This is a genomic window from Streptomyces sp. NPDC047049, assembly GCF_040643995.1.
GTDB lineage: Bacteria > Actinomycetota > Actinomycetes > Streptomycetales > Streptomycetaceae > Streptomyces > Streptomyces mooreae.
Window position 1 is genome coordinate 77800 of the sequence record NZ_JBEYVM010000017.1, and the last position, 22473, is coordinate 100272.

At 71.0% G+C, this 22473-nt stretch carries 16 protein-coding genes; 10 read left to right on the forward strand and 6 right to left on the reverse strand.

Translation table 11 applies throughout. The features are described from left to right. The first annotated feature begins 205 nt into the window (after positions 1-205). Both ABZ851_RS28775 and ABZ851_RS28780 read left to right on the forward strand, forming a co-directional pair. Positions 206-2173 (forward strand): amino acid transporter, encoded by a 1968-nt coding sequence (locus ABZ851_RS28775; protein ID WP_361133405.1) that lies wholly within the window; start codon positions 206-208, stop codon positions 2171-2173. 132 nt (positions 2174-2305) lie between these two features. Continuing rightward, entirely contained in the window at positions 2306-3106 is an 801-nt protein-coding gene (locus ABZ851_RS28780; RefSeq protein ID WP_361133408.1) for a maleylpyruvate isomerase family mycothiol-dependent enzyme, read from the forward strand. A 200-nt stretch (positions 3107-3306) separates the two neighbouring features. Here ABZ851_RS28780 and ABZ851_RS28785 read toward each other — a convergent pair whose 3' ends face one another. Together ABZ851_RS28785 and ABZ851_RS28790 are read right to left on the reverse strand one after the other, a co-directional pair. Then, the gene (locus ABZ851_RS28785; protein ID WP_361133412.1) at positions 3307-4038 is read right to left on the reverse strand and encodes a Clp protease N-terminal domain-containing protein; all 732 of its coding nucleotides are present in this window, start codon (positions 4036-4038) and stop codon (positions 3307-3309) included. Between the two features lie 65 nt (positions 4039-4103). Next, the gene (locus tag ABZ851_RS28790) at positions 4104-4325 is read right to left on the reverse strand and encodes a hypothetical protein (protein WP_361133415.1); all 222 of its coding nucleotides are present in this window, start codon (positions 4323-4325) and stop codon (positions 4104-4106) included. A 145-nt stretch (positions 4326-4470) separates the two neighbouring features. Here ABZ851_RS28790 and ABZ851_RS28795 point away from each other — a divergent pair, with 145 nt between their 5' ends. Both ABZ851_RS28795 and ABZ851_RS28800 read left to right on the forward strand, forming a co-directional pair. Continuing rightward, positions 4471-5244 (forward strand): TetR/AcrR family transcriptional regulator, encoded by a 774-nt coding sequence (locus ABZ851_RS28795; protein ID WP_361133418.1) that lies wholly within the window; start codon positions 4471-4473, stop codon positions 5242-5244. Between the two features lie 494 nt (positions 5245-5738). After that, on the forward strand, positions 5739-6464 hold the full coding sequence (locus ABZ851_RS28800) for a transcriptional regulator (protein WP_361133421.1): 726 nt from the start codon (positions 5739-5741) through the stop codon (positions 6462-6464). Positions 6465-6579: 115 nt separating this feature from the next. On the opposite strand, the gene ABZ851_RS28805 is transcribed toward ABZ851_RS28800, so the two are convergent. Then, positions 6580-8226, reverse strand: coding sequence for a nucleobase:cation symporter-2 family protein (locus ABZ851_RS28805; RefSeq protein ID WP_361133424.1), 1647 nt, complete (start codon positions 8224-8226; stop codon positions 6580-6582). Positions 8227-8623: 397 nt separating this feature from the next. Next, positions 8624-9928 (reverse strand): streptophobe family protein, encoded by a 1305-nt coding sequence (locus tag ABZ851_RS28810; protein WP_361133427.1) that lies wholly within the window; start codon positions 9926-9928, stop codon positions 8624-8626. A 361-nt stretch (positions 9929-10289) separates the two neighbouring features. Between ABZ851_RS28810 and ABZ851_RS28815 the strand changes: the two genes are divergently transcribed. Then, positions 10290-11471 (forward strand): Ig-like domain-containing protein, encoded by a 1182-nt coding sequence (locus ABZ851_RS28815; RefSeq protein WP_361133430.1) that lies wholly within the window; start codon positions 10290-10292, stop codon positions 11469-11471. Between the two features lie 24 nt (positions 11472-11495). On the opposite strand, the gene ABZ851_RS28820 is transcribed toward ABZ851_RS28815, so the two are convergent. After that, entirely contained in the window at positions 11496-11963 is a 468-nt protein-coding gene (locus ABZ851_RS28820; protein ID WP_361133433.1) for a hypothetical protein, read from the reverse strand. 582 nt (positions 11964-12545) lie between these two features. Then, on the reverse strand, positions 12546-13865 hold the full coding sequence (locus ABZ851_RS28825) for a condensation domain-containing protein (protein ID WP_361133436.1): 1320 nt from the start codon (positions 13863-13865) through the stop codon (positions 12546-12548). 331 nt (positions 13866-14196) lie between these two features. On the opposite strand from ABZ851_RS28825, the gene ABZ851_RS28830 reads away from it, so the two are divergent. The 5 genes from ABZ851_RS28830 to folE are packed head-to-tail and all read left to right on the forward strand — an operon-like array spanning position 14197 to position 22465. Next, positions 14197-16065: a non-ribosomal peptide synthetase gene (locus tag ABZ851_RS28830; protein ID WP_361133438.1), complete on the forward strand. Its 1869-nt coding sequence runs from the start codon at positions 14197-14199 to the stop codon at positions 16063-16065. Beyond that, positions 16062-20483 carry an SDR family NAD(P)-dependent oxidoreductase gene (locus ABZ851_RS28835; RefSeq protein ID WP_361133441.1) on the forward strand — a complete coding sequence of 1474 codons (4422 nt, stop codon included), beginning with the start codon at positions 16062-16064 and terminating at the stop codon, positions 20481-20483. The genes ABZ851_RS28830 and ABZ851_RS28835 overlap by 4 nt, the downstream gene beginning before the upstream one ends. Continuing rightward, on the forward strand, positions 20480-21001 hold the full coding sequence (locus tag ABZ851_RS28840) for a 6-carboxytetrahydropterin synthase (protein WP_361133444.1): 522 nt from the start codon (positions 20480-20482) through the stop codon (positions 20999-21001). Before ABZ851_RS28835 ends, ABZ851_RS28840 begins: the two co-directional genes overlap by 4 nt. After that, a complete protein-coding gene (locus ABZ851_RS28845; protein ID WP_361133446.1) occupies positions 20998-21828 on the forward strand; it encodes an alpha/beta hydrolase in 831 nt (276 codons plus the stop codon). Before ABZ851_RS28840 ends, ABZ851_RS28845 begins: the two co-directional genes overlap by 4 nt. Positions 21829-21832: 4 nt before the next feature. Next, a complete protein-coding gene (gene folE, locus ABZ851_RS28850) occupies positions 21833-22465 on the forward strand; it encodes a GTP cyclohydrolase I FolE (protein WP_361133617.1) in 633 nt (210 codons plus the stop codon). Positions 22466-22473 lie beyond the last annotated feature (8 nt).

Genomic DNA, 22473 nt, shown 5'->3' on the forward strand with positions numbered 1-22473 from the left:
GCCGCGCTGTCTTTTAACGCCCTGCGTACGGGCGGCGGACACTTTCTGACACGGCCTTGACGGCACGGCGAACATGCTCTGGACCGCAGCGGCGGACCCGCCGATGTCGCCCGGCGCGGGGTGGGCCGAGGCGCCGGTCACGTGGTGATGCATACTCGCTCCTCGTTGCCCGAACGACGACCGATGATCGGCAGGCCTCCCCCGCATGACCACTGTCGAGGCGGACCCCACGCCCCCCACCCCCACCTCCCGGCGGTGGCGCGCCTGGCTCCTGGACGGGCTCAGCAGCCAGGCCGCCCGCCACCCCGGGCCGCACGGCACCCCGCCTGCCGAGCACAAGGGCCACTCCTGGTGGCGCGTCATGTGCCTCACGGGCGTCGACTACTTCTCCACACTCGGCTATCAGCCGGGCATCGCCGCGCTGGCGGCCGGACTGCTCTCGCCGTTCGCCACGCTCGTGCTGATCGCGCTGACCCTGCTCGGCGCGCTGCCGGTGTACCGCAGGGTCGCCAAGGAGAGCCCGAACGGCGAGGGCTCGATCGCCATGCTGGAGCGCCTGCTGCCGTGGTGGGCGGGGAAGCTGCTGGTCCTGGTGCTGCTGGGGTTCGCCGCGACGGACTTCATCATCACGATGACGCTGTCCGCCGCCGACGCCTCGGCGCATGTCGTGGAGAACCCCTTCGCCCCTCCCCTGCTGCACGGCGCGAACCTGTGGATCACCCTGGTGCTGCTGGCCGCCCTGGGCGCGGTGTTCCTCAAGGGCTTCCGTGAGGCGATCGGCATCGCCGTCGGCCTCGTCGGGACCTATCTGGCGCTGAACGTCGTGGTCCTGGCCACCGCGGCCTGGCATGTGCTGTCGCACCCGGTGGTGGTCGGTGACTGGTGGGGCGCGATGACCGCCGAGCACTCCTCGCCGGTGGCGATCGTCGCCGTGGCGCTGCTGGTCTTCCCCAAGCTGGCGCTGGGCATGTCCGGCTTCGAGACGGGCGTGGCGGTGATGCCGCAGGTACGGGGCGCCGCCACCGACACCGCGGCGCGCCCGGCCGGCCGGATCCGGGGCACCCGCCGGCTGCTGACCACGGCGGCCCTGGTCATGAGCTGCTTCCTGCTGCTGTCGAGCCTGGCCACCACGCTGCTCATCCCGCAGAAGGAGTTCGCGACCGGCGGTTCGGCCAACGGGCGTGCGCTGGCCTACCTCGCGCACCAGTACCTGGGCGAGGCCTTCGGCACGGTCTACGACCTCTCCACCATCGCCATCCTCTGGTTCGCCGGCGCCTCGGCGATGGCGGGACTGCTCAATCTCGTACCGCGCTATCTGCCCCGGTACGGCATGGCGCCGGAGTGGGCCCGTGCGGTGCGTCCACTGGTGCTGATCTTCCTGGCCACCGCCTTCGGCATCACCTTCTTCTTCAACGCCAGCGTCGACGAGCAGAGCGGCGCGTATGCGACCGGTGTGCTGGTGCTGATGCTCTCGGCGTCATTCGCCTCCACCGTGGCCGCGCGCCACCGGCGGCTGCGGGCGGCCAGCGTCGGCTTCGGCGCCATCACGCTCGTCTTCGGCTACACCCTGGTCACCAACGTCATCGAGCGTCCGGACGGCCTGAAGATCGCCCTGCTGTTCATCCTGGGCATCCTGCTGACCTCGTTCGCCTCACGGGTGCACCGCGCCTTCGAACTGCGCGCCGTACAGGTCGACTTCGACGAGACGGCCGAGCGGCTGATCGGCTCGGCGATGGCGGCCGGGCCGCTGCGGGTCATCGCCAACGAGCCCGACGAGCGGGACGAGGCCGAGTACCGGGAGAAGGAGTACAGCCAGCGCGAGGAGACCCATATACCCGACGGCCGGCCGGTGCTGTTCCTGGAGGTGACCGTCAGGGACTCCTCGGACTTCACCACGGACCTGCACGTCCGGGGCGAGGAGCGGTACGGGGCGCAGATCCTGCGGGTGGAGGGGGCCGGCGTGGCGAACACCATCGCCGCCGTGCTGATGCAGTTGCGCGAGCACACCGGCCAGGTGCCGCACGCCTACTTCAACTGGACCGAGGGCCACCCGTTCAGCCATCTGCTGCGGTTCCTGGTCTTCGGCGACGGCGAGGTCGCGCCGGTCGCCCGCGAGGTCCTGCGCCGCGCCGAGCCGGACCCGGCCCGGCGCCCCCGGGTACACGTCGGCTGACGCAGGGCGAACGGCTGTCCGTCCTCCGGGGGCGCCCCGCCCCCAGCTGACGGTTGTGACAGGCTTCCCGCAGTTGCCCGGCCGGACAGATCACCGGGGTCACCGGGCCGAGGAGATCGGGAAACAGCGCGCATGAACACATCGGGCCCCTCCTGGCGGGAGACCGTGCCCCCCGCCGTACACCGCGATGCCGTCGCGGCGGAGACCGCGAGGTTCGTCGCGGCACTGGACGGGGCGGATCTCTCGCTGCCGGTGCCGGGCTGCCCCGACTGGACGCTGCTCGACCTGGTCAGGCATACCGGGAGCGTGCAGCGATGGTTCTCCGTGCTGCTGCGTCAGCGCGTCCAGGAACCCCCGCGCAGCCGCGAGGTGGAGCTGGAGCTGCCCGCGGACGACCACGGCTGGGCCGACTGGCTGACGGCGAGTGCGGACCGGGCTGCCGAGGCGTTCGCCGAGACCGTCCCGGATGCCCCGATGTGGGCCTGGGGCGCCGATCAGCATGCCCGGTTCTGGATGCGGCGGATGCTGTTCGAGACCCTGGTGCACCGCACCGACGCGGAACGCGCCGTGGGCCTGCGCACGGAGACCGACCGCGTTCTCGCGGCCGACGGCGTGGACGAGTTCCTGGTCAATCTGCCGTTCGCGACCTCGTTCGCCCCCGGGGTGGCGCACCTGCGCGGCAACGGCGAGACCCTGCGCTTCCGGTGCACGGACACCGTCGGCGACTGGCTCGTCCGCCTGCTCCCCGACGGCTTCGAGGTGGCACCGCGCACCGGGGAAGCGGCAGCCGGTCCCGCCGACGCCGTCGTGCAGGGAGCCGCCGCGGACCTGCTGCTCCTGGTGTACGGGCGCCTGGGCCACGACGCGGACGCCATCGAGACGACGGGCGACGGGGAACTGCTCGCCCGCTGGTTCACCCACTCCGCGTTCTGAGACGGCGCACAGTTCCCCATGCCGGCACGGGCCTCACGTGTCACACCGGTTCGGTCCCCCTGGTCACGTGCCCGCCGCGTACTCGGCGCATCGTGTCCCCAGGATTCAAGCCTGCGAGACCCGCTTCAGGAGAGTGACGCCGCCGGGTGCCGGCCCGGCCGTCGGGCAGGGCCGGGCCGGCACCGCTGCTGCCCCTGCAGTTACTCCTGCAGCTTTTCCCGGACCGCCCTCAGGGCGGCCGACACGTACTCCTCGGTGTTCGCCTTGTCGAGGCCGAGTCCGCTGAGCACGCCCTCGCCGTTCTCCTCCTCCAGCAGCGCCAGCAACAGGTGCTCCGTGCCGACGTAGTGGTGGCCCAGCCGCAGCGCCTCGCGGAAGGTGAGTTCGAGGGCCTTCTTCGCGCGGGCGTCAAAGGGCACGAGGGCCGGCAGGGGCTCACCGGAGGGCTCCGGCAGCGCCTCGGCCGCGGCCGCCGCGACCGTCTCCAGCTGGATGCCCTGGGCGACGAGCACCCGTGCGGCCAGCCCTTCCGGATCGTCGACCAGACCGAGTACGAGGTGGCCCGTGCCGATCTGCGCGTACTCCCCTTCGCGGGCCTTGTTCTGGGACGCGACGACGACGCTCCTGGCCCGGGGAGTGAACCTGCTGAAGTCCTGGCTCATGCCGGGCGCCGGCTCCTCCTTCGTCACGAACCGCTTCTGGGCGGCCTGCCGGGTGACGCCCATGGACGTGCCGATCTCGGTCCACGAGGCGCCGGAGCGGCGGGCCTGGTCGACGAAGTGGCCGATGAGGTGGTCAGCGACTTCGCCGAGATGGTCGGCGGCCACGACGGCGCTCTGCAGCTGTTCGAGGGCGTCGCCGTGCACCTTCTTGATCGCCTCGATGAGGTCGTCGAGGCGGACGGATTGGTTGATCTGAGTCGGTTCAGCCATGAGGCAACCCTAGGTTGACAGTCGAGACCCTGTCAACCCACGGTTGACACTCCGGTCCGGGTGGATCAGCCCCGCCGGCCGAGCGCCTTGGCCCGGGCATGGGCCCAGCCCGCCAGCAGCACACCCGCGGCGACCAGCACGCCGTGCACGGCCAGCGTGAGCCCGAATCCGCCACCCACCCAGCCCAGGAGCCCGGTGTCGTCGTGATCGACGAGCAGCCGGATCGCCCCCTGGGTGAAGACCACCGTCACGGCGGCGCCGACGACCTGCCAGATGTCGTACTTCATCGATTCCCAAGCCCCCTCGGAAGGTTCTCCCATTACGTTTCGCGTCCCCTCGGAACGTTACGAACGTATCATCGAAGAAAGGGGAAACTTGCCGCTGAATTACTGCTGAATTCGATTTACGTCACACAATTTGAGGGGTTCCGGAATGGGAAACGAGCGTGACGAAATGAAGGCCGCCCGGGGGCCCGTGTGCCGGATGTGCACCGCGGCCGTCCCGGCTCCGGGGCGGGGCCGGCCGGCGCTCTACTGCTCGCGGAGCTGTCAGGCGAAGGCGTACCGGCGGCGCAAGCGGCCGCCCGTCCCCGCGGCCGAGCGGCCCGCGGCGCCCGGCGCCCCCTCGCCGCGGCGTCGGCAGATCGCCGAGGCGCTGTGGCGGATCGCCGCCGAACGGGGGCTGCACGCGGCAAGCCTGCGGGAGGTCGCGGCCGAGGCCGGGGTGTCGCTGCGTGCGGTTCAGTACCACTTCGCGAGCAAGCACCGGCTGCTGGTCGACGCGCTGCATCTGCTGCACGAGGAGAACGAGCGCATCGCCCGCTCCCGCATCCGGTTCGACGCCTCCACCCCCCGCGCCCTGCTGCGGGCGGTGCTCGACGAGTTCCTGCCGGTGGATGCGCAACGCACCACCGCGCTGCGGGTGTTCGCCGCGTACTACGCCCGCAGCCTGACCGACCAGGAGCTCGCCGAGGTTTTCCTGCCCGCCGACCAGCCCTTGGAGCGGCTGGTGGCGGAGCTGATCGCCACGGCGCAGCGCGACGGGCGGACGGCCCCCGGACTCGACCCGTGGCGCGAGGCGGATCTGCTGGTGTCCGGTGCGGTGGGGCTGGGTCAGGATGTGCTCCACCGGCGCCGGACGCTGGAGGACGTACGCCGCACGCTCGATTACCACCTCGACAAGATCTTCGCCCGGAAGCCCTGCTGACCGGTGGGCAGCAGACCGGTCTTGTGGAGCGGGAGCACGACCGGCTCGTGCCGGATGGAGTGGCCTGTAGCTGATCAGTCCGGCCGCCGTCGGCCAACCGGGCGTCAGGGAGCCCTGTGACAGGCGTTCGCGGACCGATCCCGTGGAGCGGAGGCGGCAGGCGACGCCGGCCTCGACGCTCACCGTGACACCGCGCCCTCTTCCACGTAACGCTCTTATCACGCCGCGTCGTCCGTGTGGCATCAAGAACCGCTACCGCCCGGTAAGCGCCGAGGCATCGGCTATACCCAGTAAGCCGGTTGACGCGCGAAATCGGACAGATAGTGCACATCTCCTGCCCGTCCGCCTCGCGGCCCTTGCCCGCCTTCGCCTCGTTGGGGAACTGGAGATTCGTACCTATCGACCATCTGTTAATCTGCCCGCTCCTGGATGTTCCTCCATCCCCTCTCCCCCCAAGCACCCCCCGTTCGCCGGGTGCAGCGAGGTGCCCGTAGGTGTACAGCACTCCCTTTTCCTCCGCAGAGGCCAGATCCGCACGGGCCCGGGTGGGCCTGAGTACGGCTCAGGTCGCCCAGGCCATGACGGCGTGCGGCGTGCCGGTCCGTCCCGAGCTGATCGAGGCCTGGGAGTACGGCACCCAGGCGCCGTCCGAGGCGCAGCTCTTCGCCCTGGCCGATGTCCTGTGGTGCCCGCCGACCGTGCTGATGGGCGTCGAGCCCCGGACCCTGGCCGAACACCGGATGGCCCGGCAGTTGAGCGTGGAGCGGCTGGCGCAGCTGATCGGGATGGATCCGGCCACGTACTGGGCGGCCGAGTCGGCGCAGCAGTGGAGCGGTGACTACCGGCAGACCAAGGCTCTGGTGGAGGCGTTGGGGCTGTCGCTGCGGAAGCTGATCGGGGTGATGGGGCACAACGACGAGCTGGCCGGGCATCTGCGGTCGGCCATCGACGGGCGCTGGAAGGGGCATGTGGGGGCGATCGCAAAGATCACCACGCTGAACAAGTCCCGGGTGAGCGACGCGCTGCGCACGATGCATGCGGAGTTCGCGGAGTTCTCCGAGCGCTACATGGGGCATGTGGTGGCACGGAACGACGACTCCCGGCTCAAGGAGGTCGCGGCCGAGCGCTCGGCGTATCTGCGCCGGCTGGTAGACCACTTCTGGGACCTGATCGGGGAGGCGGGCGAGGCGCCGCCGTTCAACTCCGTGGCCACCCACTGACGGGAGCGGTGCGGGGGGGGCCGTGCGGGGGGGCACCAGCGGGCGGGGAGGGACCGGGATGCGGTTCCCTCCCCGCCCGCCGCCGTTGACGCGGCCGTTGACGCGGCCGTTGGCGTCAGTTGCCGGGGGCGCCCCAGTGCGGGCCCTGCGGTCCGGGCGGACCCTGCTGGGTGTGGGGGCCCTGCGGGTTGGCCGGGCCCTGCGGGTCGTAGAAGCCCTGCTGGGTGGGCGGGCCCTGCGGGGTGGGCGGAGCCTGGTGCGCGTGCGGGCCCTGCGGCGCGTGGGCGCCCTGCGGGGGGAACGGGTCCGCCGGCCGGTGCGCGCCGGCCGGCTCGTGCGCTCCCAGCGGCCCGTGCGCCTCCTCCGGCTCGTCGCCCTCGATCTCGTCCCAGTCGATCTCCATCGTGCTGCGGCGGGTGAAGACGTTGAAGAAGAGGTTCAGCAGCACGGCGGTCAGGCTGCCCAGCGTGATACCGCTGTTGAGGACGGCCCGGACGTCCTCCGGCATCCGCTCGAAGAACGGCGCGACGGCGTTGGGCAGCAGCGCGGCGGCGAGGCTGACCGCCAGGATCAGGGCGTTGCGCTCCTCGCGCAGATCCACCTTGCCCAGGATCTGGATGCCGACCGCGGCGACCATGCCGAACATCGCGATCGCGGCACCACCGAGCACCGGGTGCGGAATCGCGGCCACCACGCTGCCCGCCTTCGGCAGCAGCCCCAGGATGATCATGAAACCGCCGGCCGCGACCACCACGAACCGGCTCATGACCTTCGACATCCGTACCAGGCCGATGTTCTCGGCGAACGCCACGTAGGGGAAGGAGTTGAAGACGCCGCCGAGAACGGTGGCGACACCGTCGGCGCGCAGGGCGTTGGCGACGGTGGCGTTGTCGACCTTCTTGCGGGTGATCTCCCCGATGGCGTAGACGTCTCCGGTGGTCTCCACCATGGTGATCAGCATGACCACGACCATGGCGATGATCGGGAACAGCTCGAACTTCGGCATTCCGTAGTGGAAGGGCGTGCTGACACCGAACCAGTCGGCACGGCCCACCGCGCTGAAGTCCACATCGCCGAGGAGCCAGGCGACCCCGGTACCGGCGACCAGGCCGAGCAGTACGGCGAGGCTGCTCAGATACGGCTTCCCGAGCCGGACCACGAGCAGCACGAAGAGCAGGGTGCCCAGCGCATAGGCGAGGTTCTTGGGATCGCCGTATCCGGGGTGCCCGATCAACTGCGCACCGCCGGCCGCGTCCTGCAGCCCCTGCGGGATGAGGGTGAGGCCGATGATGGTGAGGATGGTGCCGATGACGACCGGCGGGAAGTACTTCACCAGCTTGCTGAAGAAGGGCGCGAACAGGAAGGTCGCTATGCCCGCGGTGATCACCGCGCCGTAGACGACGAGCAGCCCGGCGGTCCCGCCGCCCGCGCCCAGCCCGATGGCGATCATCGGCGAGACCGCGGTGAAGGTGACGCCCTGGACCAGCGGCAGCCTGGCGCCGATCTTCCAGATGCCGAGGGCCTGGATGATCGAGGCGACACCGCAGGTCAGCAGGTCCGCGTTGATCAGATAGACGAGCTCCTCATGGGAGAGGCCCAGGGCGTTCCCCAGGATGATCGGGACGATCACCGCTCCCGCGTAGAAAGCGAGGACGTGCTGAAACCCGTAGAGGGTGAGCTTGGCGACGGGAAGGACCTCGTCCACGGGGTGGGCCTGCCGGCCGGAGAACTGCTGGGGGTTTTGTCGGGAGACTCGTGCCATCTCTGCCTTGCCTTCGCGAGGTAGGTGAATAAGAAGGAACCGGCGCCGTCGCGTTCCGGGGGACGGACGGGCCGGCTGGGTCTTACAAAGCCGACGTTGAGCGGTGTTGCCGACACCACGTAGCCCTGCGCTGCACGGTGTGTCCTGATTCGGCAGGACTTCCTTCGGTCAGCGCAGCAAATTCCGGCATTTCCATGGAATTCACAAGTGGACTAATCGGAGCGTTCACCTTAGTTGACCTGCGCTGTTTCTCGCGAGTAGCCGGTCGTATTCGCTCGGATAAAGCGGGATCATGGCCTGAAATCCCCGCTTTGGGAAGAGGGTTTTGTGCGCGTCGGATGGTGGTGTGGGCCGGTGCCCCCGGAGGGTCGGATTCCGCGGCGCCGGCCGGATTCCGCTACGGCTTCTCCACCGCGCCCGGATGACGTACCCGCCTCGCCGGCAAGGCGCCGAGGAAGCCGGTGACCAGCCCCCAGGCGAGGCCGACGCCCACCAGCCGGAGGAGCTGCGGCTCCAGGGTGACCTCGCCGCCCAGGTCGCCGCCGAGGTCACCGAGGCCCATCAGGGAGAGCCCGTAGTGGGCGGAGATACGGGTGAGCAGGCCGACGGCCAGAAGGGTGACGGCCAGTGCCACGGCCATCTCGACGGCGTGCCGCCAGGCCGGCCGCCGGGCCGGGGAGCGGACCGCCGCGGTGAAGGCCGCAACGAGCAGCACCACGGCCGCCACCGCCACCAGGAGCCAGGCCCGGCCGTCATATCCGGCGACCGCGCCGAGGTCGAGGGTGCGCTTCCCGTGGGCGCGGAGCACCTGGTCGAGGACGTGCGGCAGGGGCAGTCCGATGGCCTTGTCGACATGCCCCACCCAGGCTCCGCCGGTGCCGATGCCCAGCGCCATCCAGGCGAGGTTCGGCAGTCCGAGGAACATGACGGCGAAGGTCTCGGCCGGGTGGTCCTTGGTGATGAGCTCGACGATGCCGATGACCAGCCCGATGGCGACGTAGCAGAGCAGTGTCAGCAGCATGGCGAAGGCGGGCGGCCGTACGGAGTCCTGGAAGCGCAGCAGCCCCGGGGAGAGTGGGGCCCGGCGTGAGACCAGGAAGGCCGACGCGAGCAGCGCCAGGATCCACAGCAGTCCGGCTCCGAGCGTCGCGGGCACCTCGGCGCGGAAACCGACCGTGGGGGTGGCGCCCAGTTCGGCGCCGATCCGGTCGGCCAGGTCGTTGCCCACGGTGATCTTGAAGTTGTGCCGGGCGGCGAGCGTGAGCAGCAGCAGAAGCACCAGCCAGCACACCGCCGTCCGGGCGACCCGGGCGAGCAGTTCCCCGGTGCCGGCCACCGCGCGGTGGCGCAGCGGCAGCAGGAAGAGGGCGGCGGTCACCAGCGCACCGGCGAGCGTGACCGACAGCGGTACGACGTCCAGGGCGGCATCGGCCTGCGCGAGGCCGCCGACGTCGCCGGAGAGACCGACCGAACCACCCGCCGCGACCAGCACCGTGGCCGCGACCACGGAGGGGAACGCCCCGCCGGGAAGGTCCGCCGCGCCCGCCGCCCACAGGCCGAGTGCGGCGACCACGCTCATGGTGACGATGCCCGCCAGGGCCGCGCCGAGCGCTTGTGCCCAGGCCCGGACCGCGGGCGGTGCGCCGCGGCGCCGCACCGGGCCCGGCACACCGGCCGACGCGGGGCCTCGCCTCTGGCTCACGCTCTCTCCTGCCGGTCACCGGACCGCGTGGCAACGATCCGTCTGGGAGGACACCACACCTTGGCCGATGCCTGGAGACACCACCGTAAGCACCGGCGCGGCACCCCGCTTCCGGACGGCGCCAAGCGGCGGGCAGCCGGAAGGACACCTGCCGGGAACACCGGCCGCCTTCCCGCTCCCCGGCTTCCCCGCTCTCCCGCGGGCCGATATCGAACTGTGTCCTAATCAACTGGTGCACCGGACAACCACCGAAGCGCACAGGCCCTCTGCCTATGCGGTGGGGCACGGACAGCCCTTGGCGGTCACCCCGCACAGGGCCGCGCTCCGCCACCGTCAGTTGTTCTGCTTGGGAAGGACCCCCGTGTACGCCGGATCACGCCGCCACTCCGTACGGTTGATACCCGCCCTGATAGCGGCGGGGACGCTGTTGACCGCGTGCGGGCCGGGTGACGACGGGCCGAAGGCGGACCAGCCTGCGGCGAAAGTGACCGTCACCCCGGCCGCCGGAAGCAAGTCGGTCAAGCTCGGCTCGGGCATATCCGTGCGGGCCGACGACGGAAAGCTCGTCTCGGTCGAGGTCAAGGACGACAAGGGCGGCACGGTCACCGGGCAGCTCGCCGGTGACGGCACGTCATGGAAGTCGGACGGCAAGGTCAAGCCGCAGACCACCTACACCGTGCGGACGAGGACGAAGTCGGCACAGGGCAAGGAGTCCGCCGCCACCTCGGAATTCACCACGGAGCAGGCCGGCAAGGTCAACAAGCTCACCAACACCCCCAGCGGCGGGCAGACCGTGGGCACCGGAATGCCGATATCGATCCTCTTCGACCACCCGGTGGCGAAGGACCGGCGCGCCGAGATCGAGAAGGCGCTGAAGGTCACCACCCAGCCGAAGGTCGAGGGTGCCTGGGGCTGGGTCAAGGACTACTCCGGCAAGGACCGGATCGACTGGCGGCCGAAGGACTACTGGCCGTCCGGGACCAAGGTCGACGTCAAGGGCGCACTGTCCGGGATCAACTCCGGTGACGACGGCGGCTGGTTCGCCCGGGACTACAACTTCGGCTTCCGCATCGGCCCCGACCACAAGGCCGTCATCGATGTGCCCGCGCACAAGCTGACCATGTACGAGAACGGCAAGAGCGTCGGCACCATCACCGGCTCCGCGGGTTCCCCGCAGGACCCGACCCGCGGCGGTGTGCACACCGTACGCAGCAAGAACGCGGCCGAGACCATGGACTCCGCCACCATCGGCCACGGCAGCGAGTGGATGCTGGACTCCAAGTGGGTCACCCACCTCACCGCGTCCGGGACCTTCCTGCACTCCGCCCCGTGGAACAAGTCGCTCGGCGTGGTCAACAACAGCCACGGCTGCTTCGGCATGTCCACCTCGGACGCCAAGCGGGCCTACGACTTCCTGTCGATCGGCTCCACGGTCGAGGTGAAGGGCACCAGCAACACCAACAAGACCGACGTCGGCAACGGCCTGGAGGTCTGGCAGGAGAGCTGGACGCAGTGGCAGCAGCGCAGCGCCCTGGGCCACTGACCCGGGCGGCCGGCGCTCCGCCGGTCATCTGCGGTGCCTGGCAAGGCCGCGGGGGCGGGTGAGCAGCAGGAAGACGGTGGCCAGGACGGCAACGGCCTGGGCCAGGGCCGCCAGCTTCTTGTCGGCGCTCCAGCCCGGTTCGTACATGTCCGGCAGCGGTCCCGGCGCGCCGATGTCCACGTAGGTGTAGAGGAGCAGCAGCACGAGTCCGCCGGTCGCGACGAGCCAGGCGAAGGTGTCGGCGGCCGGCCGGCGCCAGACCAGCACGAGCACGGCGGCGAGCGCGGCCAGCGCGGCCTCGATACGGAAGAGCAGGCCCTGGCTGATGGTCGCCGTGACCCCGTCGTAGCGGCCGGCGAGCCGGGCGTGGACGTAGGCGTCCAGTGCCAGGCCGGCCGCCGCCAGCAGCCGTGCGGCACCGCGGGCGGCCCGGCCGGACCGTCCGCGGCCGGGCGGCCGCCCGTGGTGCGGTACGGAGCGCTCTGGTGCCACGGCTTCTCCAAGCCTCTCGGTGGGCGGCCGTAGCCGAAGCAGCGGGCGGTGAGCGGGGGTCTCCCGCCGGCCCTTCGGCCCGGCCGGCCCGGCCCCGTCGGCCGCACACACCTCAATAGACCGCAGACGCCGCCGCCCGGCCATCCGGGCGGCGGCGTTCGGCGTACCGGGCGGGCGGGGAGGCGGACAGGCAGCCAGGTCGGCGGGCGGCCTGGTAGCGCTTTGCCAGGTCGCGTCGTAGGCCTGCCACGGGGTGGGGCGGCAGGGGGGGCAGGTCCCGGTCCGGGTGGCCAGGAGGTGTTGGAGGAGGTCCAGGGCCTGGTAGAGAGTCAGGTCACTTGACCGGTTCGTCCGTGTCCTCGGGCCGCTGTGTGATCGGCCGGCTCGGCAGGATCGTGCCGTCCGCGGCGGGTCTGTCTCTGGCGGGCCGCGGCCCGGCAAGACAGACCCGTGCCTCTGGCGGGCCCGGCAGGTGGTCGAATCGACGCTCACCGTCGACCGGTGGGTCCGGGCTTCCCCGTCGGCGTCGGTCAGGACGGACGCGAAGATCTTGCCCACGTGCCGTTCGCTGACTGCTGGGCACTAGTTGCCTTCCTGGCAGGCAGCACGGACCGTATCGATCAGTTGGCGGACCGGCTGCTGCGGATCGAGGAGGATCCGGCGCAGTAGCGTCTCGAACGTACGCAGTATGGCTGCGACCTGCTGCTCGTCGGCGGTCCGCAGGGTGGTGTAGTAGCGCAGGACCAGATGCGGGTCGTCGGCGACTACGAAGTAGCAGGCGGCCGGCGCGGATCGGTGGCGGACGGCCGTGGTCGGCTCTGCGTGCGGGATCTCGTCAAGGGGACGGTTGTCGTGATGCCCGGTCAGACCGTCCGCCGACACCGTGTAGTTGAACATGTACTGCCATAGCGGTAGTCCGCCGATAATCTCCTGCGACAGGTTGTTGATCTCGTCCACGTCGTAGCAGCCGTAGCGCAGCGCGGCGAAGCTGTCTGTCTGCAGGGTTCGGGCCAGGTCCGTCACTGTGGCCTCGACGGCGAGGTTGGCGCGCATCGGCACGTTCTGGTTCATGGAAGTGACCAAGCCGCTCCACCGGGGGGTGAACCGGTTGGAAGTCATCATCCACCAGGCGGTGGAGAGTTCGCCAAAGTAGACCGCCGTACTGAGCGTCGCCGCGGTCAGCAGTAGCGCCTGGGGCAGCAGACCCACCTCGCGGGCATGGGTGCGCAGCGCCACGGCGAGGTGGTCCAGCCTCAGCTCGCCGTCGTAGCGGGGTGGCAGCTCGGTCAACTGCTCACCGGGTGCCAGCGGGTTCGGCAGAAGCAGGCCGCTGCGCAGGATGTCCCCATGGAACCGGCGGGCCTGCTGCCGCTGCTCGCGCCAAGCGGTCGACCGCTGTTCCAAGGCCAGCGCGACCGGCCCGCCGACGGGGGTGGTCTCGCTGATCGGAGGGACCGGCCCCGGAGTGGCGAGGACCGGCGACAGGTCCCGGCCGATCAGGCCCTGCGCCCAGTCGTCGGCCGCGATGTGGTGCAGGCAGAAGGCAATGCCGCGTGGCCGGCCATCGGTGGTGGCTATGGTCGCCCGCCAGCCGAAGTCATCCTCGAGGTCGAAGGTCTGGTCCCGGGATGCCTTGACCAATGCGTCCCGCGCCTCGTCCGTGCCGTCGATCTCCGCGAACTCCACGGTGTTGCGAGCGTCTTCCTCGACCCACTGGGCCGGGGCCGCGTCTGCGGGCAGTCGGTATCGGGTGCGCAATGATTCGTGCCGCTGGGGGAGGAGTCCGAGGGCCGAGCGGACCTCTTCGATGGTGACACCGGGCTTCAGCGGCAGCCAGTAGGCGATGTTCGCGACCGACCACTGGTCGCGGGGGATGTGCTCGATGCTGCGCAGAACGGACAACTGGCCATAGCTGAGGGGTTTCAGGAGGCACCACCCTGGACGGAGGGACCGGCCCCGCATCCTGAGCGGATGGGGGCCGGTACTTGTGTTCAGCGCGGCTGTCCGGGGACACCGTGCTCACATGGCGTTCACGCAGGAACGCGGCTGATTCAGACGCTGGAGTTCGATGCCATGGGACACCTCCTTATGAGTAACGAGCACACGTTGGTCAAGCGATCCGAAGGCCGCCTGAATTCGAACTGTAGTACAGTTTACGGGAGTTGAAGCAGTTACTTGAGTGACTGGGTGCAAATCGGTGTGGTCAGGGGGCGTATGACGCTCCATCAACATCATGCGACATATCGATCTTCGGGGGAGCGCCATTTACGTCAACATATTGGCCAGTTGTCTCGGCCTGGGGATCAGATGTGCGACGCCGTCGCCGGAGACCATGGCCCTGACGGACGGCACCACACATCTGACTTACGCAGCCCTGCACGACCGGATTGTGCAGGAGGTTGCGGTACTGCGCCGGGATGGCCTCGGGCCGGGCTCGCTCGTCCCGCTGCCCGTGCAGGAACGCACCATCGCCACAGTCGTCTCGCTGCTGGCGATCCTCGCGGCCGGGGCCGCCTTCACCCCTGTGCCAGCCGGCACCGACGGTGATGCGGTGGTCCGCAGGATCGCGTCGGACCCGTCCGCCTGGCCCCCTCACCTCGCTCCGGACGCCGCCCCTGCCTACGTGCTGACCACCTCCGGCAGCACCGGCGCGGCCAAGCACACGGTGGTCACCAGGGAAGGCCTGCGGGGCGTCTTCGGCGGACTGCACGCCCAGTTACGCGGCCTGCTGCCGCCGGGCGCCCGCTGGACCCAACTCCATCCGTTGACCTTCGGTTACAGCATCTGCGAGGTGCTGGGAAGCCTGGCTTTCGGCGGCACCCTCACCCTCGTCGAGCGCGAGGAGCCCGTGACCCTCACGGCCCTGTCCCGCGTCCTCACCGACGAGCCCGGCCCGCACGTGGTCTGCCTGACCCCATCGGAACTGTCGGTCCTCATCAGCGCTGAGCACGCACCGCTCCCCTCACACCTCCTCCTCAGCGGCGAACCAGCGCACCGGGCACCGCTGCGCGAGCTCTTCGCGCGCGCCGGTACCACCCCACCGGTCGTGGTCAACACGTATGCCGCCACCGAGACTTCGGGCCAGGTCACCACCGACCTGGTCACCGCCGACCGGCTCGACGCGGTCTTTGCCGGCTACGTCGGACGCCCACTCCCGGGAGTCGAGGTCCTGCTGCGCGGCCCGGACGGCGGCCCGGTGCCTGCCGGCGACACGGCCACCGAGGGCGAGATCGAGGTCCGGGGCGCCACGGTCTCGGGGGGCTACCTCGACGACGCCGCGCACCGGGAGAAGTTCCTCGCCGCCGGCCCGGTTCGGGCATTCCGTACGGGCGACCGGGGACGCTGGGCCGCCGACGCAGGCCTCGTCGTCACCGGCCGGGCCGAGCGCCGGGTGAAACTTGCTGGACGCTGGACGGCCCTCGATGAGATCGAGCGGAGCCTGACCGAGGACGGACTCGCGGCCGAGGCGGTCGCCGCCGTCGAGGAGTACGCCGTCGACGGTGCCTCGGCCGGCCGCCTCCTGGTCGCCATCGTGCCCGCCGGGGCGGACCGCGCCGAGCTCGCAGTCCGGGTACGGCGCCGCGTGCTGCGACTACTCGGTGGGCCCGTCACCGTACGGACCGTCCTCTGCGAGGAGATCCCCCGCACCACACATGGAAAGACCGACCTGGCGGCGTTGCGACAGGCACCACAGCCGACTGCCACCGGCGCCGGTATCGCCGACACGGTCATGCGTGTGTGGGGCGAACTGCTCGGCACCGGCTTCCCGGCCGACGTCAACCTCTTCGAATGCGGCGTGGACTCGCTCGGTGTGGTCGCCGCAGCGATCCGGCTCACCGAGGCCCTCGGCCGCAAGGTCACGCCGACGTTCCTTTTCGACCACCCCAGGATCACCCTCCAGATCGAAGCCCTGTCCGCTTCCTCTCACCAGGACGCGTCGGCCCGGCCACCAGCAGATCCGCCACGAGCCGACCAGACACCGACACAGGTACCGGTACGTCAAGCAGGCCCCCGGGGCAGCGCCGCCGACCGACGGCGTGCGGCCCGACTCTCGGACGGAGCCCCAGCTCTGCCCGCCCGCGCAGAAGGAGTGACGCAGTGAACTACCGCGATGTCGTGGTCCTCGGGTACGCGTGCCGGCTTCCCGGCGCTTCGGATGTCGCCGCGCTGTGGAAGCTGGTCGCCGAGGGCAAGGACGTGGTGACCCGCGCCGCGACCAATGTGGGTGCCACCGCCGGAGGCCGCGTCCACGCCTACGGACAGATCGACGGCGCCGAGCAGTTCGACGAGGACTTCTTCGGCTACTCACCGAAGGAAGCCGCCGAGATCGACCCCCAGCAGCGCCTGCTGCTGCTGTGCGCAGTGGAAGCACTGGAAGCAGCCGGCGTACGGGCCTTGGCGGGCGGCTACGACATCGGCGTCTGGGCAGCCACCGGACTCAGCTCTTACCTACTGGAGACCTGGGACCCGACGCTCAACGGCACCGAGGGCATGTCGGCGCTGATGGGCGGCGATCCGCACTACGCCGCCACCCGCATCGCGTACAAGCTGGGACTGACCGGACCCGCGATCTCGGTCGGGTCCGCCTGCTCCTCCTCGCTACTGGCGGTTCACTCGGCCGCCCAGGCCATCCGGGCCGGCGAGTGCGACCTGGCCCTGGCCGGTGGCATGGACATCGAGCACCCGCAGCCCATGAGCTACCTCCACCAGGAAGGCGGCATCCTCGCCGCCGACGGTGTCTGCCGTCCCTTCGACCAGAATGCCACCGGCACCGTCTTCGGCTCCGGCGGCGGTCTGGTGCTGCTGGCCGACCGAGAAGTGGCCGAGCGCAACGGCTGGCCCGTCCGGGCCGTGCTGCTCGGCTCGGCGGCCAACAACGACGGCGCGGCCAAGGCATCCTTCACCGCTCCCAAGTCTTCCCGGCAGGCCGACGTGATTCGGCAGGCCCTCGCCGCCGGCGGTGTGGAACCGGGCGAGGTCACCTACGTGGAGTGCCACGGCACCGGCACCTACCTCGGCGACCGCAGCGAACTCGACGCCATGGCCTCGGCCTACGGACCGGAGTCCGGCATCACCCTCGGCTCGGTCAAGGCGAACCTCGGGCACCTGCGCGTGGGTGCGGGCGTGGCCGGCCTCATCAAGGCCTGTGAAATGCTCCGGCACCGCACCCTCCCACCGGTCGCCAACATCGTCGAGCCGTCCGCCACGGCGAGCGAGGCGGGCTTCGTCGTTCCGTCCGTGGCGGCCCCGATGACCGAGCCCGACCGCGCCGTCATCGGCGTCAGCTCCTTCGGCTTCGGCGGGACCAACGTGCACGCCGTCATCGGCGCCGTCCCCTCGGTCGCCCCCGCCGCCGACACGTCGGCCGCCCCGCAGTCGGAGCACCTGGTGCTCCAGGTCTCCGCGGCCAGCCCCGACTCCTGCCTGGCCACCTCCGTACGGCTGGCGGATCACCTCGTCGCTGAGCCAGAGCTGCCGCTCACCGCGCTTGCCGCGACCCTGCGCCGGGGCCGGGACCACAAGTCCTACCGCCTCGCGGTGGTCGCTCCAGACCGGGAGGCCGCGGTCTCCGGCTTGGAAGGCGACTCCGCCTATGCCGTCGAAGGCTGGGCCACCACGGCTGTCACCCCCGTCGTCCTCGTCCCCGGACAGGGCTCCGACCTCGGTCCCCTCGCCCGCGCGCTGTGGGACTGGGAACCGGTGTTCACCGACGCACTGCGCCGGCACTGGTCCGGCCTGGCCGCGCTCCGCCCCGGCACCCCCGACATCGAGACGGCCTTGGCCGGCCGAGACAACCTGTCCCGGGGCCAGCAGCACGCCTGGCATACCGCGGTCGCCCTGGCGGTCATCGAACAGCTGCGCCACCGCGGGCTGCCTGAGGGCCGCTACGCCGGCTACTCCCTCGGCGATTACGCCGCTGCGGTCGCCGCCGGCGCCCTCGACACCGACCGGGCCCTGGCCCTGCTCGTGGACCGGGGAGAGGTACTCGACCACAGCGCCCCGGCCGGCCGGATGCTGGTCGTCCAGGCAGGCCCGGAGCGGGTCGCCGGCATCGCCCCGGACGCTGTCCCGGCCGCCGTGCTCTCCCACGACCGCACGGTCTTCGCCACCGACGCCGGCACCGCCGACGAACTCCGCGACCGCCTCACCGCGGCCGGCCTGGCCTGTCGTGACGCAGGCGTCGACCTTCCGTACCACTCCCCGCTGCTCGCCGAGTCCGCCGCCGCCTTCGGCGAGTCGGCCCGAGCGGCCGCACCCGCCGTAAACGACCGGTGGATCCCCACCCTCGATGCCGGCACGGACCCGGCCGCCTACTGGGCGGAGCACCTCTTCAAGACCGTCGATCTGCGGGCCGTCACCCACGCTGTGGCCGAACTCGCCCACGGGACGCGTCCCGCGCTGGTCGACCTCAGCCCCGACGGCTTTCTCGGACGCGCGGTACGCACGGGCACAGGCGACGTGGTCACCGTCCAGCCCTGCCGGGCCGCTGCTGACATCCGAGCTGCCTATCTGCGCGCGCTCGCCGGACTGTGGACCGCCGGCCTCGAGATGGACCTCAGCCGGCCCGGCGAGACCGGCGCGACGGTCACCCTGCCCTCGCGGGCCTGGGACCTGCACCCCCATCTCAAAGCACGTCCTGAGGGCAGCACTCCCGCAGCGGTCCGCAAGGGCACCCGCCTCGTCGTGCGGGAACGCTCCGTCGACCGCTGGATGTACCACCCCAGTTGGCGCCTGCGCCTGCGCCCCCCGCAGCCCGAGGACGTGGCCGGCCAGCGCTGGCTGGTCTTCGCCGGACGCGACGAGCTCAGCGACCGGATCCTCGAGGACCTGACCGCGCTCGGCGTCGACTGCGTCCGGCTCCGTCCCTTCGAGGGCGTCGTCCCGGGCGACGAGGCATCCCTCAAGTCCGTCCTCGCCGGACTGGACCTGCGCAACCGGCCCGTCCAGCGGGTTGTTCACCTGTGGTGTGTGAACGACCTCACGGACGCCGGAGAGCTCGACGGCCGGCTCGCTGACCTGGAAAAGGAGCTGGCGCACGGCTTCTACACGCTGTTGTTCGGCTTCCAGGCCCTCACCGACCGCCAGGGCGCCGCTCCGGTACGGCTCGACATCGTCGCCCGTGGCGTGCACCCCCTCGACGCCGCCGGCCCGGCGGCGTCCCCGGAGCGGGCCCTGCTCGCCGGCCCCGCGCTGGTGATCCCGCAGGACTTCCCCTTCATCACCGCCCGCTCGATCGACATCAGCGCACTGCCCGAGGACACAGCCGTCACCGAGACGGTGGCAGAACTGCTCGCCCCCGCCGCCGACCAGGCGGTCGCCCTCGCCCCGACCGGGCGCTGGGCCCGCGCCTACGAGCGCGACGTCCTGCCCGAGGTCGAGGAGGGCAAGCTGCCGCTCCGCCTGAAGGAACGTGGCGTCTACCTGATCACCGGCGGACTCGGCGGCATCGGCATGACGCTGGCCGACTACCTCGTCCGCACCTGCCGGGCCCGGCTGGTCCTGACCGGGATGGACGCCGTACCGCCCACGGGCCCCGACGCGTCCCTGCCGACCGACGATCCGGCGCTCGCGGAACGCGCCGAGCGGATCCGCAAGCTCGAGGCGCTCGGCGGCGAAGTATTCGCCGTACGCTGCGACGCGGCCGACCGGGAACAGACCACCGTCCTGTTCGAGGAGATCGACCGCCGCTTCGGTGGCCTCGACGGAGTCGTCCACGCGGCGGGTGTCTTCGAGACCCGCCGCGCCTTCACCAGCCTCGCCGAGACGGGCTGGGAGGACTGTGAGCGGCGCCTGCGGCCCAAGGTCCAGGGCACCCTGGTGCTGGCCGAGTTCCTGCGAGGCCGACGCCTGGACTTCGTCCTCATGCAGTCCTCGCTCTCCTCCCACCTGGGTGGCCTCGGCTTCTACGCCTACACGGCGGGCAACGCGTACATGGACGCCTTCGCAGAACGGCACCGTGGCGACGACATCCCGTGGATGACGGTCAACTGGGACGGCTGGATCTTCCGCGAACGCGACGACGACGCTCCGCATGAGTCGGTGGTCTCGCCCTCCTTCGCCTCTCCCGACTTCGGTGTGGTCGCCGAGATCGCGATCCGGCCGAGCGAGGGTGCCGACATCTACGGGCGCTTGATGAACATGGCCCGGCCCCACCAGGTCCTCGTGTCCACTGCCGACTTCGACGCCCGCATGGACCAGTGGGTTCGCGGCACCCAAGTCGGCCCCTCGGCGACCTCGGCCGCCGAGCGCACCGACATCTCCTGGGCCGACCCGGTAGCGGCACACGTCGCCGGTGTGTGGGCCGACCTGCTGGGCGTCGACGACCTCCAACCGGACTCCAACTTCTTTGCGCTCGGCGGCGATTCACTGCTCGGTGTCTCGCTTGCCCACCGGCTCAGCCAGGAGTTCGGCACCGTGATCAGCGCCATCACTCTCTTCGAGAACCCCACCATCGCGCAGATGGCGAAAGAGATCACCCGAGCCACCACGCAGGGCCAAGGCCACCAGGAGGAAGCGTGACCGACCACTTCACCCACCCGGACACCCGCGCCGAGGACTCCGGCCCGCTCCGCCACCCCTCGGCCGGGTTCACCGTCACCAAGCTCTTCGACGACCTGCCCTGCACCCACCGCTCCTGGGCCCACGACGGCAAGTGCGCCTTCCTGCACGGCTACGAGCGGAGCTTCGAGATCGAGTTCGGCTGCACCGAACTCGAGCCCAAGACGGGCTTCGTCGTCGACTTCGGCGACCTGAAGGAGGTCCGGGCGCTGCTCCAGCGGCAGTTCGACCACACCACGCTGATCGCCGCCGACGATCCCTACCGGGACCTGTTCGAGGAACTCGGTCGCTCCGGTGTCATCGACCTGCGGATCATGGATCACACGGGCATGGAAGGAGCTGCCGCGTGGGTCCATGACCAGGTCAACCGCTTGGTCCACAACCGCACCGTGGGCCGGGTGTGCGTACTGCGCGTCGTCGCCCGCGAATCACGCAAGAACGCGGTCGTCTTCCGCGCAGACGTCCGGGAACCGAGATGACCGCCATGGACGGAGAGACCGGGGAGAGCGGCGCGGTCCGGCTGCTCACCGAGGTCGTACCGCGGGCAGGCGGAACTCCCTGGCTGCTGCTGCCCGGCTGGCAGCAGTCCGCCGCGCACTGGACGCCGCTCGCCCGCTGGCTGTCCGGCGCGGGGATCACCCTGTACGCGGCCGACATGGCCACGGCCGCAGCCGGCTGCACCGCCCCCCGCGGCAGCCTGGCCCGCACCGAGGAACTCGTCGACCGCCTGCTCGGGGAACCGGTGACCGGCCGCGCGGCTGTCGCCGTGGGCCACTCCGCGGGAGCCCCGCTCGCGGGGCTCCTCGCAGCGGCCCTGACCAGTCTGCGTGGCGTGGTCCTCGTCGAGCCTGTGGCCGCGCAGTTCGGCGCCGCTCCGCCGCGTCCCCCCACTCCCGGTATGCCCGGGGCCCCCGGCGGGCCCCGGACCCTGCGCGACCAGTACCCGATGGCGGCCGCGTCGACGCTGCGCAGCATCGACGCCGCAGCCCGCCGGCTGTCCCGCACCGAGCCGGGCCCCCCGCCGCCGGCCGCCGCCGACGACCGGCGGGCGGCCCGGGCAGGCAGGGCCCTGGCCGCAGCCCGCGTACCCGTACTGGTGGTACGCGGGCAAGCGTCCGCGCTGCTGTCCGCCGAGGACGCCCGCACCCTCGCCGCCCTGCCGCCTTCCGGGCGGTGCGTCACCCTCCTGGACGCCGGCCACTCACCCCACATCGATCGGCCCCGGGACACCGCAGCGCAGTTGACCGCTTTCGCCGCCGAACTGTCCGGCCCCAGCCCGAGTTACGCAGGAGCATCCCGTGAGTGACCACATGGACGTACTGGCCGCACGGCTGGTGAGCAGCCGGGACACGGAGGTATGCACCCGCGGCATTGTGGACCTCGCCCGGATCGAGGACGCCGTACGGGACATCCTGGTCGCGGTGGGCGAGGACCCTGACCGCCAGGGCCTGAAGGAGACCCCCCGGCGGGTGGCCCACGCCTACGCGGAGCTGTTCGCGGGACTGCGGGTGGAGCCCGCCGACGTCCTCGGCACCACCTTCGAAGAGGGCCACCGCGAAATGGTCATGGTGTGCGACATCGAGGTGCAGTCCTTCTGCGAGCACCACCTCCTGCCCTTCATCGGACGCGCCCACGTCGGATACCTGCCGGGACCGAGCGGCTGCGTGGTGGGCCTGTCCAAGCTCGCCCGGCTCGTGGAGATCTACGCCCGCAGGCCGCAGGTTCAGGAGCGGCTGACCGCCCAGATCGCCGACTGCCTGTACGCGGCGCTCGACGCCACCGGGGTCATCGTCCTGATCGAGGCCGAACACACCTGCATGACCATGCGCGGCGTGCGTAAGGCCGGAAGCCGGACCGCCACCTCGGCCCTCCGGGGGGCCTTCGAAAGTGATCCCCGCTCGCGCGATCACGCCATGGAACTGCTGCGCCGCACCGCAGCCTGACAGGAGAT

Excerpts from the sequence above, each read along its gene's own strand:
- ABZ851_RS28775 (WP_361133405.1), top strand. The coding sequence starts at position 206 with ATGACCACTGTCGAGGCGGACCCCACGCCCCCCACCCCCACCTCCCGG.
- ABZ851_RS28780 (WP_361133408.1), top strand. The coding sequence starts at position 2,306 with ATGAACACATCGGGCCCCTCCTGGCGGGAGACCGTGCCCCCCGCCGTA.
- ABZ851_RS28785 (WP_361133412.1), bottom strand. The coding sequence starts at position 4,038 with ATGGCTGAACCGACTCAGATCAACCAATCCGTCCGCCTCGACGACCTC.
- ABZ851_RS28790 (WP_361133415.1), bottom strand. The coding sequence starts at position 4,325 with ATGAAGTACGACATCTGGCAGGTCGTCGGCGCCGCCGTGACGGTGGTC.
- ABZ851_RS28795 (WP_361133418.1), top strand. The coding sequence starts at position 4,471 with ATGGGAAACGAGCGTGACGAAATGAAGGCCGCCCGGGGGCCCGTGTGC.
- ABZ851_RS28805 (WP_361133424.1), bottom strand. The coding sequence starts at position 8,226 with ATGGCACGAGTCTCCCGACAAAACCCCCAGCAGTTCTCCGGCCGGCAG.
- ABZ851_RS28830 (WP_361133438.1), top strand. The coding sequence starts at position 14,197 with ATGCGACATATCGATCTTCGGGGGAGCGCCATTTACGTCAACATATTG.
- ABZ851_RS28845 (WP_361133446.1), top strand. The coding sequence starts at position 20,998 with ATGACCGCCATGGACGGAGAGACCGGGGAGAGCGGCGCGGTCCGGCTG.
- folE (WP_361133617.1), top strand. The coding sequence starts at position 21,833 with ATGGACGTACTGGCCGCACGGCTGGTGAGCAGCCGGGACACGGAGGTA.